15 protein-coding genes are annotated in these 15,939 nt (G+C 39.5%); 4 read left to right on the forward strand and 11 right to left on the reverse strand.

What is annotated here, in order from left to right; translation table 11 throughout:
• The first annotated feature begins 284 nt into the window (after positions 1–284).
• The gene (locus V7137_RS03420) at positions 285–1,232 is read left to right on the forward strand and encodes an iron-hydroxamate ABC transporter substrate-binding protein (RefSeq protein ID WP_335696759.1); all 948 of its coding nucleotides are present in this window, start codon (positions 285–287) and stop codon (positions 1,230–1,232) included.
• 638 nt (positions 1,233–1,870) lie between these two features.
• On the opposite strand, the gene V7137_RS03425 is transcribed toward V7137_RS03420, so the two are convergent.
• From V7137_RS03425 to V7137_RS03450, 6 genes are all read right to left on the reverse strand, one after another.
• The gene (locus V7137_RS03425; protein ID WP_335696760.1) at positions 1,871–2,467 is read right to left on the reverse strand and encodes a biotin transporter BioY; all 597 of its coding nucleotides are present in this window, start codon (positions 2,465–2,467) and stop codon (positions 1,871–1,873) included.
• Between the two features lie 176 nt (positions 2,468–2,643).
• Complete coding sequence (locus V7137_RS03430; RefSeq protein ID WP_335696761.1) at positions 2,644–3,174, reverse strand: GDYXXLXY domain-containing protein; 531 nt, start codon at positions 3,172–3,174, stop codon at positions 2,644–2,646.
• The gene (locus V7137_RS03435; RefSeq protein WP_335696762.1) at positions 3,167–4,240 is read right to left on the reverse strand and encodes a DUF2157 domain-containing protein; all 1,074 of its coding nucleotides are present in this window, start codon (positions 4,238–4,240) and stop codon (positions 3,167–3,169) included. Before V7137_RS03435 ends, V7137_RS03430 begins: the two co-directional genes overlap by 8 nt.
• A gap of 233 nt (positions 4,241–4,473) precedes the next feature.
• Complete coding sequence (locus tag V7137_RS03440; protein WP_335696763.1) at positions 4,474–6,855, reverse strand: M14 family zinc carboxypeptidase; 2,382 nt, start codon at positions 6,853–6,855, stop codon at positions 4,474–4,476.
• Between the two features lie 250 nt (positions 6,856–7,105).
• Positions 7,106–7,264, reverse strand: coding sequence for a hypothetical protein (locus V7137_RS03445; protein ID WP_335696764.1), 159 nt, complete (start codon positions 7,262–7,264; stop codon positions 7,106–7,108).
• Positions 7,265–7,413: 149 nt separating this feature from the next.
• On the reverse strand, positions 7,414–7,827 hold the full coding sequence (locus V7137_RS03450) for an acyl-CoA thioesterase (RefSeq protein ID WP_335696765.1): 414 nt from the start codon (positions 7,825–7,827) through the stop codon (positions 7,414–7,416).
• A gap of 332 nt (positions 7,828–8,159) precedes the next feature.
• Here V7137_RS03450 and V7137_RS03455 point away from each other — a divergent pair, with 332 nt between their 5' ends.
• Positions 8,160–8,696, forward strand: coding sequence for a ribonuclease H-like YkuK family protein (locus tag V7137_RS03455; RefSeq protein WP_335696766.1), 537 nt, complete (start codon positions 8,160–8,162; stop codon positions 8,694–8,696).
• A gap of 57 nt (positions 8,697–8,753) precedes the next feature.
• Here the strand turns inward: V7137_RS03455 and V7137_RS03460 are convergent, their stop codons facing one another.
• Both V7137_RS03460 and V7137_RS03465 read right to left on the reverse strand, forming a co-directional pair.
• Entirely contained in the window at positions 8,754–10,214 is a 1,461-nt protein-coding gene (locus V7137_RS03460) for a PAS domain-containing sensor histidine kinase (protein ID WP_335696767.1), read from the reverse strand.
• A gap of 259 nt (positions 10,215–10,473) precedes the next feature.
• Positions 10,474–11,868, reverse strand: coding sequence for a M28 family peptidase (locus V7137_RS03465; RefSeq protein ID WP_335696768.1), 1,395 nt, complete (start codon positions 11,866–11,868; stop codon positions 10,474–10,476).
• Between the two features lie 581 nt (positions 11,869–12,449).
• On the opposite strand from V7137_RS03465, the gene V7137_RS03470 reads away from it, so the two are divergent.
• Entirely contained in the window at positions 12,450–12,932 is a 483-nt protein-coding gene (locus V7137_RS03470) for a hypothetical protein (protein ID WP_335696769.1), read from the forward strand.
• A 124-nt stretch (positions 12,933–13,056) separates the two neighbouring features.
• Here the strand turns inward: V7137_RS03470 and V7137_RS03475 are convergent, their stop codons facing one another.
• Positions 13,057–14,073, reverse strand: coding sequence for a DUF418 domain-containing protein (locus tag V7137_RS03475; protein ID WP_335696770.1), 1,017 nt, complete (start codon positions 14,071–14,073; stop codon positions 13,057–13,059).
• Positions 14,074–14,200: 127 nt separating this feature from the next.
• Complete coding sequence (locus V7137_RS03480) at positions 14,201–14,755, reverse strand: histidine phosphatase family protein (RefSeq protein ID WP_420490084.1); 555 nt, start codon at positions 14,753–14,755, stop codon at positions 14,201–14,203.
• A 201-nt stretch (positions 14,756–14,956) separates the two neighbouring features.
• Between V7137_RS03480 and V7137_RS03485 the strand changes: the two genes are divergently transcribed.
• On the forward strand, positions 14,957–15,322 hold the full coding sequence (locus V7137_RS03485; RefSeq protein WP_218348009.1) for an SET domain-containing protein: 366 nt from the start codon (positions 14,957–14,959) through the stop codon (positions 15,320–15,322).
• Between the two features lie 50 nt (positions 15,323–15,372).
• On the opposite strand, the gene V7137_RS03490 is transcribed toward V7137_RS03485, so the two are convergent.
• Positions 15,373–15,918, reverse strand: a complete 546-nt coding sequence (locus tag V7137_RS03490) for a GNAT family N-acetyltransferase (RefSeq protein ID WP_335696772.1) — start codon at positions 15,916–15,918, stop codon at positions 15,373–15,375.
• Between the last annotated feature and the right edge of the window lie 21 nt (positions 15,919–15,939).

Consider the following 15,939-nt stretch of genomic DNA (forward strand, 5'->3'; position numbering starts at 1 on the left):
TCTATGCGAAAATAGCCTCTGATAAAAAAGAAAAATTGGGTATATTACTATAGTGAAAATGAATGTATGTGTAACCTATAAAAAGAATGATAATCATTATCAAGTATAGAGAGTAAACAGTTATTTTTCAATACGTTTATGGTATAAAAGCGACTCCCAGTATTATCCTTCAAATTTATTTCACAAATTTATTCAATTTAAATTATTTTGTTTATTGACACCTTAAATGAAAATGATTATCATTACCATTATAACAGGTATTCACTATCTCAGGAGGTTTACATATGCTTAAAAAGCGCTTTTATTTATCTTTTACTTTATTACTACTGTTATTTTTGGTAAGTGCTTGCAGTAATTCTGATAATTCAAAAACAGAAAAGTCGGCGGAAAAGAAAAATGCCGAGGTGACATTAACGGATGCTAAGGGGAAAGTGGTGATTCCAGCTAATCCTAAACGAATCGTCGCTCCTTATTTAGAGGATTCATTAGTAGCATTAGGAGTTAAACCAGCTGCACAATGGTCTATCGGTGATACCGTTTTGGATTATTTACAGCCAGAGTTGAAGGATGTTCCCAAAATCGGCTGGGACCTTCCACTTGAACAAGTTATCAATAACAACCCTGACTTAATTATTTTCAGCTCGCCATCTGCCATCCAAAAAGGGCAATACGAAGAGTATAAAAAGATCGCTCCAACCTACGTCTATAAGGACGAAGTTAGTGCAGATTGGCGCAAACAACTAACCCAAATGGGCGAGATCTTGAATAAACAATCAGAAGCAAAAAAAGCGCTAGCCAATTACGATACCAAAGCAGCGGATGCAAAAACGAAAGTCCACGATGCAATTGGAGATGAAACAGCAGCTATCTTATGGGTTATGGCCGATAAGTTTTATCTAATGGAAAATAATCGTTTCAGTGCCAATGTTCTTTACGGCGATTTAGGCATAAAACAGCCTGCATTTGTTGAATCACTTGGTGGTGCCGCTGCCCAGTGGGATCCCATTGCTCTTGAAAAATTGCCAGAAATCAAAGCAGATCACATCTTCCTTGTCAGCAAAAAAGGGGAACCAGGTTTAGACATATTAGCGAAGAGTTCCATCTGGAAGGGTCTTGGCGCGGTTAAAAATGGACATGTGTATGAAATGAACGACCCAAGCAACTGGACCATCAACGGTCTGAATGCCGGTGAAAAAACCATCGACGAAGTCGTAAATGCCATAAAAAAATAACAATCTCCTTTAAAAAGGCGCCATCCATTTTTTGGATGACGCCTTTTTTATCTATAGGGCTTATTATTTTCCTTAAAAGGCTATGGGTGCCTTGGGCTCAAGATGATTTAATCAATCATTTGTTTAGTTTCCTATTTTTGCTTAAAAGCTATGGGTGCCTTGGGCTCAGGATGATTTAATCAATCGTTTGATTAGTTTTTTCATTTAGCTTGAAAAGCTATGGATGCCTTGGGCTCAGGATGATTTAATCAATCGTTTGATTAGTTTTTTTCATTTAGCTTGAAAAGCCATGGGTGCCTTGGGCTCAGGATGATTTAATCAATCGTTTGATTAGTTTTTTCATTTAGCAAAAAATGCCATGGGGGACATGTGCTTAGGATGATTTAATCAATCAATTTAAGATTGGCACCAGCAGGGCACACCCCTTTTTAGACGATTCCAAACAACTTGGATGAAACAGAGTATCCGTCAAAAATGCCCTATCACCCCTATAAGGAATGCGGCCAACAAAAAGTGGTTACACCAACTAAATGGTGTAACCACTTTTATTATGCAAGATATATTAATAATGGTGTCAGGCACCACAAAAAGACAGTTATCCACTCCGTATGGACACCTTTATTTTGTGTTGGATCTCTCTAGGAAACGCGCTTTAGGTTTTTAAATTGTCCTTTGGATAGGACCGTTTTTTCTAGTCGGTGGGCCATGATTCCTCCTAGGACTGCTAAGATGATGTCCTTTGGCAAAGGCACTACCATCCATAACCATGCCATTTTATAGGTAAATCCATCTGGCGCAGCCGCCCAGAGCTTGTAGGCAAAGTACATCCAATTTGTTCCGAATAAGTAGTTAACAGCCATTCCGATTAAGGATGCAATGATAAAGGCCGCCACAGTTTTCTTCTTTTCAACGACTTTTCCAATGATAAACGCTGTGAAAATATATGAAACAATGAAGCCGAAGGTGGGACTGAAAATTGAAGAAGGTCCTGCCCCAAATTTAGCAAAAATAGGTACGCCGGCCAATCCAACTAACATATAAACAATCATTGCTATTGAGCCTAACCGGCTCCCTAAAATGGCCCCTGCTAAAATTGCAAAAAACGTTTGTAGCGTAATTGGAACTCCTCCCACCACCATAAAAGGTACAAAAGAGGTAATATTAGCCCCAATCGCCATAAGGGCTACAAACATCCCCACTAGTGTTAAATCCAACGCTCTTAATTTCCGATTCATTCTTCCACCCCAAATAATTGTTATAAGATTAAAATAAAGGGTGAACCACCATAATGTCAACCGAATTTTAATTATAGTTAACAATAAAAAAGGTGTCAGGCACCAAAAAGAAATATTGTCCTCTCCACATGGACAAAACGGAATATTTGTCCACGAGTGGTGCCTGACACCCACGTTTACTTCGTTGTAATATCGGTCAGGATAGCGTAGCCGTTGTTTACTTTGAGTTTTGCTAGTATTTCTCCTTTAGCAGAGGCTTTTTCCCATTCTGTTCCTGTGTTGTCCTCAAGGTAGTAATTATCCAAATCATATCTAATATAGGCAATTTCTTGGCCTTGGTTGTCTTTATCGATATAGCTGATTGTTCCGCTGAGGAATTCTCCCTTATCTGGTTTCGAAAGGGTGACTTTAATGGGCGTATGGACTCCGTTCTTTTTCTCCATCAGAACGTACACACCAAACTCTCCACCAAGGTCCTGTAATCTTGTAACCACTGATTTTTCCACCAATTTTATCGGGACCTCCTCTGCTTCATATTGCAGGGCCACATAATCGCCTCTAAATACGTCGGACGGATCCAGCGGTTTTGTTTGGAGAATCATTTCCTCCCCCACTAATAAGGTATAAAGGGGCATGACGCACCTGCCTAATAGAATGAGAACTGGCACACAACAAGCCAAAACTAACTGTTTTGCTCGCTTATTCATGCACACTCCCCCCTTTTTTCCTTTGTTTTTCAAAATAAAAACCGAACCCAAGCAACAGGAATCCTCCAATTATAAATACGAACGATTTTGGCAAATACTCAAAGGATAAATCAAGGTAAAAACGGAAAATCAGCACGCAAAGAATAATGATGCTAAGGAGACTTCCTCTTTTGATTAAATACAAGACGTAGATCAGGTAGAGGATGGAAAACGGAATATATAGCCAATCCAGCGGCCAGTTTCCTTCAAATGATAACATTAGTGCAGCCCCACCATGAACGAGGTAGCCTAATACAACATAAATGTCTTTAATTTTACCCTTTGAAATAACCAGGGCCACACCGATTATCAAATAGATTAGTCCGTATACGTACGTAAAATCATCATAATCATATCGATTGCTAAAATAACTAATAATTGTCCCAATAAATGCCAGCGACAGCAAGCCATTGACAAATCCAGTTACCTTTGAAAAACCGATTTTTTCATTAAGGATATAAATTGCTGCAATCCAGAGGAGAGTCCAATAAGGGATATTTACTCCTTGGAGATATTGCCCATCAAGCATGTATTTGAGGACAAACAGGGAAGAGGCTAATAGAATCCATCTATCCCGTAGTACCCATGCCAATGGCAAAATGCCAAGCGACCACCATAAAAAAGCATTTTGGGAGTTTGTTCCGAGATGAAACATTTGCTCGACAAGAAAAATTCCTGCTCCGAACACTAGACAGCCTAAGTAATAAAGACTCTTTGATGTCTTTGGAAAGTTTTTATCCATTTTGTAGCCTGCAAGGTTACAAGCAATATATAAAGCGATGATGATAAGAAATTTCACTATTTTTCCAATTTCACCCCAATTACTTGCAATAAAGCTTAGTACCCCAGCGCCAATTAAAATCGTACCAACATACAAAAGTGTTTTTGTAAAGGATAGTTTCTGCACCTCGTAAATTGCTTCTATCTCATGAGCCTTACCAGCTGGCAGAATCTCTGAATCTTCTAGGTACTTAAGCTCCCGCTTTAAAAAATTTAATTCATTTTGTTTGACAATTCTCTTCGTCAACCATCCCACCCCTTTTTACGTCTATTTATAGAGATTACACCCGTTCAACCGCTTCGAACCAATTGCTCTACAATTAAGTTTATTCGACAGCTATTATTAATATCCTTTTAAAAGAAGAGTGCCTGACACCATAGCTGTTAAGATTTCACAGCACCTTTGGGGATATTTCTATCACCTCAAGTAAATAGGAAAAAGCCGGGTTCATCACTGAAACCCGGCTCCTTCGATAACTATTATTTTTCAAAAATGGCATTGGATAATAAACGGAATAGGTAATCCGTATGGTCACGGAAGCCCGCCTCTAAACCGATTAAGGTTACATCCTTATTCTTCTCTTTAACGATTACAGCCTGACCCTTAGCATCGGCTTTTTTATTAATCCAATGCCCAGCGACAAAGAAATCATCAGAGTTTGCTAGACTTGCAACTACTTCATCATTATCAGTACCGGTATACCAAACTGGGCGGTAAACAAAACCAAGGTCATCCTGGTCATAACCTGCAGTTATACCAGTTCCATCATAGTTCACCTTCACGATTCCATTGCTATTAGACCCAGCAGGATTAATTATATCGTCCGTAAGACCAAGCGTTTTAGTTGCGCTTGATGCCCCTGCGCCAACAGCAATATATTTTCCGCCCTTGCTTACAAAATCAGTCACATTTGCCTTAAACGAAACAAACTGCCCAGCACTTTGGAAACCAAATTCTTTGTTTGCCGCTGATAGATTAGTAGAAATAAGATTTTCAGTGCCACTGTAAATAAACACATCAAATCCATTCAAACCGCTTTCCGCTACTTCCACTGGCGTCACTTCTGTCACCTCAAAACCAAGTCGTTTCAGTGCAAGCTTCGTTCCGCTATGGGACTGGACTTTGCCCATTCCGCCATCCTTCAAAATGGCTACCTTTAAGCTGGTTAACGTAACTGCTTCTGCGGGGACCTTAGCTGTAGATGCAACCTGTAATCCAGATGCTTTTACAGCTGCTGAAATCTGGTTAGCCGCTGCCTCAGCGTAGAAATTACCTTTAGCATCCCGCTTTACAAGGATACCTTGTTGAAGCAAAGTATTTACTAGATTAACAGCTTTAACAGAACTGTTTTGAATCAAGAATGGCCCCTTACCTGAGACAGAACCTTGCTCAGTAACTTGGTTTACCTTCGTAGTCGTGACATCAACCGAATTTTGTGTGGCGAAAGCGTCAAATCCCCAAAGTTCTGGCAGGCTCCATGCAGAAATATCATACATGGCTGGCGTGTCATTCGAGATATCTTCCCCGTCCCACAGCATAGTATTGGCTAAACCAGCCTTTGCTTGGTCCATTTGAACGAGATAGGTTCCTTTAGGATAAGTTTTCCCATCTACCGTAAAGGCTTTCGACGCTTGGACAACTTCAATATCATTATTGATTAAGTGATTAATAGCCTTATTCGTTACAGTTGGATCCTTCTCGTCAACTGGAAGGATATACGCTTTCGGGAAGAATCCATCCTGGTGGAACGGATGGTCAAAATTAATCCCCCGCTTAAACATTTCAATTTGGTCCGTAATCATGCCTTGTTTATTCTGTGTAGCAAATTTTAACGCGCCTAAAATGGCATTATACTGCCAACGCACGCCATCTAAGTCATTCGTCGGCGCCTCTAATGTATGACCGTAAGCCCCGTGGTACATAGCGTACATTGGTGTAAAGATTGGCGGATAATCGTCCCAGCCTGCAGCATCATCACGCTGTGGAACATAAACACCTTCCATGCTTTGATACTTGCTTCCAGTATAACTGGCTTTATCTCCCATAATTGACGCTTCCATCGCTTCTGCTTGTTTGTATGCCCACTTATTATAAAGATCATACTCATAGTTCGGGTTATGTGGAGGCGTACAAGGTTCGATTAATCCTTGTAAGTTAGGACCGTATCCACTTACGTATCCATGAGTATCAAGGAATACCATCGGGTTCCACTCTTTAATTAGTTCAACCGTTTCTTTCGTTTCTGGCTGTGACTGTGTAATAAAGTCACGGTTCAAGTCGATACCCTCGCCATTAAAACGAGTGGCATTCACACGTCCGTCAGGATTTTGTACAACATTGAAAATAAGAATATTACTATCTAAAATACTTTTGGTCTCCTCGTCATTCTGTGTTGCAAAGCGTTCAATGAGTTGAAGAAGTGCGTCGGAACCTACAAATTCTGTTCCATGAATGGAGCCGTTTATCATGACTGGAACTTTAAAGTCAGGATTATTGGCAATCCACTCTTGTGCCTTCCCTGGGTTTTTAAACATCTGTTTTCTTAGGGATTGGATTTTCCCAAATTTTCCTTGGGTAGTTGGATCCGCAATAGTTACAACATAAAGTGGATGGCCATCGGCTGAAGTTCCGCGAACCTCCACTTTTACTCTGTTAGACTGCTTTTCAATGGATTTCAACTTATTGCCGATTTGCGAGAATTTAACAAAGTCATAGTTTTCACTATTAAACTTACTCCCATCCTGTTCTTCATATGCATTTACGTTTGTCCATTTTGGTCCCTCAGCAAATCCAACTGTCCATGGACTTGACGTCAGCAAACCTATGGCCAATAGGCCGGCAACTGTTTTCTTCGTCTTCATTTGTAACCCTCCGTCTATGTATCATTATAAATTTTTATGTATTTTTATTCTATGAGACCTATTTTATTACGAAATGTGAAATAATTCCATCCTACCAATTCACCAAACAACAAATCTATTTATTACAAATTATAGGACATTTGACATATATTTGAACCAACATTGCATTAGTGTTAGGCACCGTAGAATGAAAAAGGTGTCAGGCACCCCAAAAAGACAAATGTCCACGGGTGGTGCCTGACACCTTAGATTATTTATCTCTGCAGAATTTGCAAACTTTGATGGTTTGGTTTGTTTCTGTTTTATGCGGGTACAATAGTTTGATTCTTGTTCTCGCACATATCGGGCAGGTTCCGCGCCCGTTCGAAGGCAGGTAGCTGATTGTTTTCCCTCGGTTTCTCTTTGCCATCTCAATCCATCCCTATCCAAATTAGATTCTTTTCTTTATCTAATGATGGACATGCACAAATATTGTTAGGCAAATAACTGTTTTTTGAAAAAAGATTGTTCGAATGTTCATTTGTTTGATGTACGTTTTGGATAAATATTTTTACAGGATTAACTGATTGCATTCACCTGTGAAAGGTAAACATCATTCAACACAGTATCATTCTTAAGGAGCATTCGCACTTCATCTGGAACAGTGACTTTTCTCCTCGTTTCCCTATTGATTGTCGTAAGTATCACTTCTCCAGAAACAGCCAGTTCTTTCCCGTCCTTCAAAATCGTCTGTTTGAGAATAAAACTTGTATTCCCCACATGTTCTAGACAAGTACGGACCAACAACTTTTCATTATTGAGTACTTCCTTTTTATAATCGGCACCAATATGAACGACAACGGCTTCCACTCCTAACAAAATACAATATAGGTACCAAGCGTGGCGTGCTTGATCTAAATAATCAATGAGTTTCACATTATTAACATGGCCCCCACTCGTTTCTGCAATCATGTTCATTTCTGAATAAGCCAAGCCCACTCCCCCTATTCCCTTCTAATCTAAAATTCCCTATTTACTGAAATTCGCCACTAGCTAACAGGTTACCTCCACCACACAGTACAATTCATTACCAACCCTAACAGGCCTGTACTCCCACGATGGACAAACAAGGCATTTGTCCACGGACGGTGCCTGACACCACTCCTATGACACCATTCATGCATTTTTGCTCACCTTTCTACATACATTTCTAAGAAGATCAAATGTTTCAATGGCTGCACGACTATATATCACTTTCCATAAGATAGGAATAAGCGGCGAGACTAAACTTTTTCAGTTGGAAAGGAAAGATGTGGTGCTTCAATATGAAAAAAAGTGGAGCTTATCACGATTCGTTTCAAAATCTTCAAGAGAATGGAATGTCTTTCGAACAGGTTTTTGAACGGATTGTATCATTCATGAAGTTAGATCCAAATGGCAACTACAAACTAATGGTCGGCACAGATTCTCAAGTCCATAAATCTACAACCGTTTTTATTACCGGAATTGTCATTCAGAATAAGGGCAAAGGAGTATGGGCGTGCATAAGGAAGGTCGTCATTCCAAGGAAAATGACACACTTGCATGAGCGGATATCTCTTGAACTATCATTAACGGAGGAAATCGTTTCGATGTTTACCGAAGAAAGGAAAACTGAGTTGGTTAATCTTGTTCTTCCCTATATCTATCAGGGAGCAACCTTCACCATGGAGGGGCACATTGATATTGGCGCAGGTAAACGAAACAAGACGAGTGAGTTTGTGAAAGAAATGGTAACCAGAATTGAATCCATGGGCGTTGAACCAAAAATCAAGCCGAACGCCTTTGTAGCATCCAGCTATGCAAATCGTTACACCAAATAAGGGTATCAGTCATCACAAAACACAGTGGTGCCTGACACCCTTTTTTTATTATCTAATTTAAAAACATTCAAGTTCCACTTTCACCGTCGTACCTTTACCCGTTTTACTTTCGATGTTCATGGTACCATTATGTTCCTGTATGATTTTATTGCTCACGGTAAGCCCTAGTCCGATTCCTTTGTCTTTAGTTGTATAAAAAGGTGTTCCCAAAAAGCGCATCAGTTCGTTGTCAATTCCCATCCCTTCATCAGAAAAGCTTATCTGTACACGATTGCCTTCCACCCTTTGGACATGAATATCGACATTCCCTCCAAACGGCATAGATTCAATCGCATTTTTTAAGAAATTAACAAAAACTTGTTTTAACTGATTAGGACTACAATCTAATAAAATGTCATCTTGTTGATATTGGTTTGTAATTTGAACATTATGTAATAATGCTTGCGGATGTAAAATATTAACCGTACTCTCTAAAATGGAAATTAAACTTACTTGTTCAAATTGAATTGCCTGTGGCTTTGCCAACGACATAAATTCATTGACAATTATATCAATTCGATCTAATTCGTTCATGATAATTGATAAATATTCATCTTGTTTATCTCTATTCTTTGTATCTGTCAATAGCTTTGAAAATCCTTTTAATGATGTCAAAGGGTTTCGTATCTCATGAGCAACCCCGGCAGCTAATTGGCCGATAATCGAAAGCCGGTCTAAATTTCGAAGGGTATCGTCATTTTTGATCCGATCCGTAATATTTCTACCAACCGTGACATAGAAATCAATCTCTCCTTGTTCATTAAAGATGGGCGAAATCATGGTCTCGGAATATATGACTTCATTATTACCCGTTTGGACCTGCGTTTGGAGTAGTTGAGGCTCCTCTGTTTCTATTAACTTTTGATAAACCTTTTTTAATTGGTCAATTTCCTCTGGAATGATAAGATCATAGACAGTTTTACCAATTAATTGATCAGGGGTATACCCAATCCCGTCCTCATGAGATGGAGATGCATAGACGACCTTTCCATCTTTTGAATACACCTTGATCATATCCGTTGTATTTTCAGTAATTAGCTTGTACAGTTCCCGTGTTCTCTTCAGTTCTCTTTCAATATTAATAAACTTGGTTATATCACGAAAGATGGCCAGGACGGCAATAATCTCCCCACAAGAATTCCGAAAAGGAGAATACGAAACAGCGATATCAAGAATGGTTCCGTCCTTGTGGTAGCGTTGTGTAACCATATCAGTAAAGGCTTCACCACGCTTAACTGATTCAATAATATCATTTGCTTTATCAGGATAAGGAAATTCATCAATTCTTTTCCCTAATAAATCATCCTCTGTATAACCAAAAATTTTCGTATACATTTGGTTCACTCGAATAAACCGATTTTCCATATCAACCATACAAATCCCGTCCGCTGTACAGTCTAGAAACAAGTCTATTAAATCATCTGGATTATAAAATACAGATTCATTCTCTTTTGAAAAAATCGGAAAAAAATTCGACATAGAGATCGCTCCAAACACATCAAATATACTCTTAATCTCCATTTTACAGAGTTTTTCGATAAAGAAAAGGAGAATTTTACAATTTCAGATTCATAATGGTGTCACATAACGGTGTCAGGCACCACCGAAAGACACTTAGCCCATTTTGTCCACCACGCACAGACAACTGTGTTTGTTGATATTAAAAAAACGCTTGGACCACTGTGGTAAGTGGCCAAGCGTAGCTCTTTCTTAGTATGAATGGCTGTTTTCGGATTGATTAATCGACTGGACGGTCCTCAAAATCGTAGTCAACGGTACCTGCGGCAACACGTGCCTTTTCTAATGCCGGGGTTTCAGGGCGGGCAATTTGATATACCGATGCACCAACAATCTCAGCCGCCTGCTGCAGCTTTTCCTTGCTGATTTTATCTATTGTATCTGTCGGCTGATGGTACCATGGTTCCACAGGTGAATGGATGAATAATGCCGATGGAATTCCTAATTCATGGAACGGCTGGTGGTCGCTTCGGCCTAATTGTCCATAAGGAATGGCTACATCCATCGTCCTTACGCCTGCTGCTGCTCCTAAATCAGTAACAAGGTTCTTCTGACCGTCAATCGTATACATAATTAAGCCGCCCGCTGGGTGATCCGCTCCGGCATCTCGACCGCCTATCATATCCATTTGGAAGTGGGCAACCATACGGTCCACGTCATCTTTTGGAAGCTGAGAAGCATAAAAAGACGACCCCACTAAACCTCTTTCCTCTGAACCAAATGTAAGGAATCGTACTTCTGTATCAATTGGTGCTTTCGCAAAAATCCTTGCTAATTCAAGGACAGCTGATACACCTGAGGCATCGTCATTTGCCCCTGGTCCCCCATGAACAGAATCATGATGTGCGCCGACAGTGACAATTTGGCCTGTATCCTTGTTCTTGTTCGGCTTCAATTTAGCTTCAACAACATAGGATGTTTTCTCGATTTTTTCGATATCCACATCTAAGGTTGCCTCAACTGGTCCAGACTTTAATTGGTCCACCAAAGTCAAGCCTTGTGCCCGTGTAATCGCTACGGCAGGGATACCTTGTCCCTCAGCTGCTTGTCCAAAGTTGTTACCATTTGAACTGTTGTTATACATTAGTACCCCAATTGCACCTTTGTCTAACACATTTTGTACTTTTTCAATAAACGTGATGTCCCCACGTTCCACCAAGGCAATTTTCCCTGCCACTTCATCCGGAATTTCCCCAAGCTTCGCTTTCCCAACATTCACAAGACCAGCTTTTACTGATCCTTTAACACTGCCACTAAAGGCACGCGGTGCAGTCCCTTCGATATCAGATCCACCAATTTTCACCCAAACATGGTTTGTTCGATAATCATAGATTGGGAATGGTATTACCTTTGTTTCAAAACCTAAGCTCTTAAACTCGCCCTCTATGTAATTAACGGCACGAACTTCCCCTTCCGTTCCCGCTTCCCTTGGCTGCTCAGACAACAACGCAATGGTGTTATACATATTATCTGCGCTAATTTTCTTGATAATTTTATTATCAAAGGCTGTGTCTGATTGTCCATTTGGTGCACTTATTGTTTGAGCATAAACGGCCCCGCTGGACAAAACCATCCCGGCTGCTAGAATTGTAATAATAGATTTACGACGAAACATGTAATTCCCCCTTTTTATTATCAATCTACTAATTATTCACACGTCTGGAATAATTAGTAAACTATAATCATTTTACAAAACACTTGCAATTCCTATTAATTTCAGCATATTTACACTATAGAGAGTTTAATAACCAAGTTATTTTTAATGAAAAGCTATCAAAACCTAGGTGTTCCTTACTAAACACACATTTAAAAAATAGCCATATTTGGATATATTTCCTCATACACACATGATTAAACGCCTAAGAAAAACTAGAATATTATACCTACGAATCACCTATTTCGAGGAAAATAGACATATTTTGCATTACCCTCTCCCAAGATCGGATAAATCCTCATTTTTCTTGTAAAAATGACAAAGCTTTCACATAGAAAAAGCACCCAGTTCGGACAGATTTTTCTGTCAAACTGCGCGCTCACTTCCCATTTAACATTATTAAAACTTTTATAAGGCACTTTCTACTTCTTTGGCCATTGATTTGACAGATAATACCACCTGAACTATGGATAAAATAAAGCTTTTACAAACACATATTGGACTTCCTTCCCCTCATAAATTGGGCATTAGGAGGTGATGTAGTGAAAAAATGGCTATTGGCTATATTCTTACCCATTTTGTTTTTAATGTCTGGATGCTCCAGTGATCCTGTGCAAGATGATTTACTTAACTATGTAAATAAAGAAATGAAGGATGCGGGGAAATTAGAAAAGGCTGCCATATCAGCCTATGACGATGTCTCAGGTTCAAACTATCAGGATGATCAAACCATGTACAATGTGTTAATAAACGATGTTATTCCGAATTACAACGAATTTATTAAAGAGCTAGATTCTGTAAAAATAGAAACAGATGAGGTAAGAGAAATCCACGAAATATATATTGAAGGAGCAGATATACAGTTTAATGCCTTTGCAATAATTAAGCAGGCCTTAGAAGAACAGGACGCAAATTTAATTCAAAAAGCCAATGACATGTTGGCGGATGCCCGAAAACATATTCGTGATTATCAAACAAAATTGGATCATCTAGCAAAGGAACACGATGTAGAAATTGAAAAATAACAACCTTTCAACTTAGCCGCCTTTCTTTTCCTCCTCACATAAAAAAAGTCAGTCCTCCAACATCCAAACTCGTGGGGGACTGACTTATTTTTCTTGAATCCCACACCGTACAGTCGGCGCGAGCTTATATCTTAGGTTTTCTCATTGGCGGGAGCTCAAGATAGGTCATCGCGCGCCACATCCATTCCAATGGACCGAATCGAAAGTACCGCAGCCATAGTGAACTGAAACTAAGTTGGATCACATAAATCACTAAACACAGATATAGTGATTGGATGTAAGTGAGTTGATCGACTAAATCCAATCCTTTCCCTGCTGTCAGGATTAGGATTGTTTGTGAAACATAGTTTGTCAACGCCATCCGTCCGTAGCTTTTTAAAGGAGATAAGACCTTACGGATTATTGAAAAACGTAACAGCAACATCAACAGCCCCACATAAAACGCCGAAACAATTGGACCAATCATGATTCCAATATGTAAGAACATTTTCGTTTCGATGCTGGTTTCATCCAAAGCATCGCCAAATTCAAACGGTGCATATTGATATTGATACATAAGGCAACCGATACTCAAGACAAACATGATCCCAGTAAAAAGAGCAGTCATTTTCCAATGGTGGACATCGCGTTCAAATACCCGGTACTGCCCGGCAGCAATTCCTAACAACATCAGGGGGACGACCATGAAGATTTTTTCAGCAAAAAAACTAAAGACGAGCACCATCGCCGCCCCAAAAACAAGATTTACAACCTTACTGGCTCTGTAAAATGGCAAAATAATCAGGCCATAAACGGCGTAAATCGTTAATGCTTCCCCTGGATGGAATTGCACATGGACGAGTCCAAGTAAAAATAAGACGACTATCCTGCGCAAAAACAACATATTTCCGTTTTTCCCCTTGGCCATTGCCCTTGAGATAAAAATGTAAAAGCCCACACCAAACAAAAAAGTAAAGATTGTATAAAAGCGCCCTTCGACAAATAGGTATAAAAACCTCAAATACGTTGCATTGCCAGTACCGGGAAGTGGTACTTTTACCGAAAGTAAGGGAATGACATTAACCAGAATAATTCCCAGTAATGCAAATCCCCGTAAATAGTCTAATGCCTCGATCCGTGCATTTACATCCTTCGAATTCATCCTAATCAACTCCACTATCATTATAACCGTTTAAGCAACATTCACCCATCTATTGAGGCCATACAAAAAGGATTACAGAAAACTCGCTGTCAGCATAGGTTTTTTTCTATATTTTCCAGCACCTAACCTAACCCCGCCACAGCCTATCTATGGTAATCTCATTGTTCGTTAACTTCAAAAGAAACACATCCGGATTTGTAAGGTTTCTCCATTGCTCAAAGCCAAAATCCGGGAGATAATTTTTTAATAGTAATGACATCAAATTTCCATGGGTGACGATTAGTGTGTTTTCCGAATCACTCTTAAATATTTCTTCCATCACACTAACAACACGGTTCATCGCTTCCCGGCTGGACTCGCCGTGGTCGAACTTTAGATCTAAGTCATCGTATGTAGCTTTTAATTTCTCAAGCCAATCAGGTAAAACCTCTCTACTTAAAATTCTCTCCGCTAACCTATCCTCAACTTCAAGGTCTATTTTTTCCCGCGCGGCAACCCGCTCGATGGACTGGATGGCCCGTAAGAAGGGACTTGAGATAATGCGATTCATTTTCACATCCACAAAAAATTCAGCTAAATCGGCTGCTTGCCTGATTCCTTTTGCAGTAAGCCGTGCCTCGCTTGATTGTCCTTCCGCCTCACAGTGCCTTATCACAAAAATCTTTTTCTCCAAGTTAATCATCCCCATTAAATAAGTCAGCAACTGTAATTAAATTCGATACGCTGGCTATATCTCCTTCTCTGTTTCTCCTAAAAGAGAGCCATATTTTTTTCCACATTAATTAAGCTCCTCTCTCAAATAACCTAAACCAAACACCTTCTTTTTTCATACCTTAATAAAAAACTGGAAATGTATGAAGGGAAACTGGAGGTATACAGAGATATGTTGGAGGTAAAGCAATCTCAACATGGGCGAGGGATTTTCGCAACTCGTGATATTAAGAAGGATGAGCTTTTAGAAGTGTCACCGGTCATCATCTTCCCTAAAGAAGAGTTTAAGTATTTGGAAAAAACGACCTTGATTGATTATGTCTTCTGGTGGGGAAAAGAGTTTGATGAATGTGCATTAGCACTGGGTATTGGGTCGCTATTTAACCATTCCAGCAAACCGAACGCCATCTTTAAAAGAAAACTAAATAAGAGCACCATTAACTTTTATGCTTATACCGACATTAAAGAGGGCGAGGAAATCCGGATTAATTACAATGGTGATCCCGATGACAAAACGAAACTGTGGTTTGAGAAATAATCAGAAAGATGGAATTCGAAAAGAGCCCAGTCATTAGATTGGGCCCTTTTCTACTTATGATGATGATAAGTCTTTACTCTCCAAATCATATGATCAAATCCTTCGCCCCAATAATCCTTTACCAAATATTCGGGTGCCCCAAATTTCTTCTTCCATATCTTTTGTGCATTCGTATATCCACTATCGAGGCAAAATTCCGTTATATCCTTTTTCTCTAAGGTTCGAAACATGGCATTCAACAGCAAATTTCCAACCCCGTTTCTCTGAAAGTCAGGATGCACAAATACGGTGCCTATCTCTACCAATTCCTTTAATGCCCCATCTGTACAACTAGTAATGAGGTCACTAGCAGCGCCATACTCAATGGTACCGATAATTTTGTCATGATCTAAAGCGATTAAAAAATAGCGATTCTCCCCATTACTTTCTAAATCACTTTGCACGTATTTTATCTTTAACTCGATTTCCTGTTCTATTTCCTCCACCATCTCAGCTAGTCCTTCTCTAGCAAAAGTGTCTGTAATGACAATTCTAAAAAATCGACTTAACTCTTCTTGGTCCTCCCGTTCAGGTCTTCTTATCTCCATATGATTCACGCCCCCCTCTTACTATATAAG

The organism is Neobacillus drentensis (genome assembly GCF_036962765.1).
Taxonomy (GTDB): domain Bacteria; phylum Bacillota; class Bacilli; order Bacillales; family Cytobacillaceae; genus Neobacillus; species Neobacillus drentensis_C.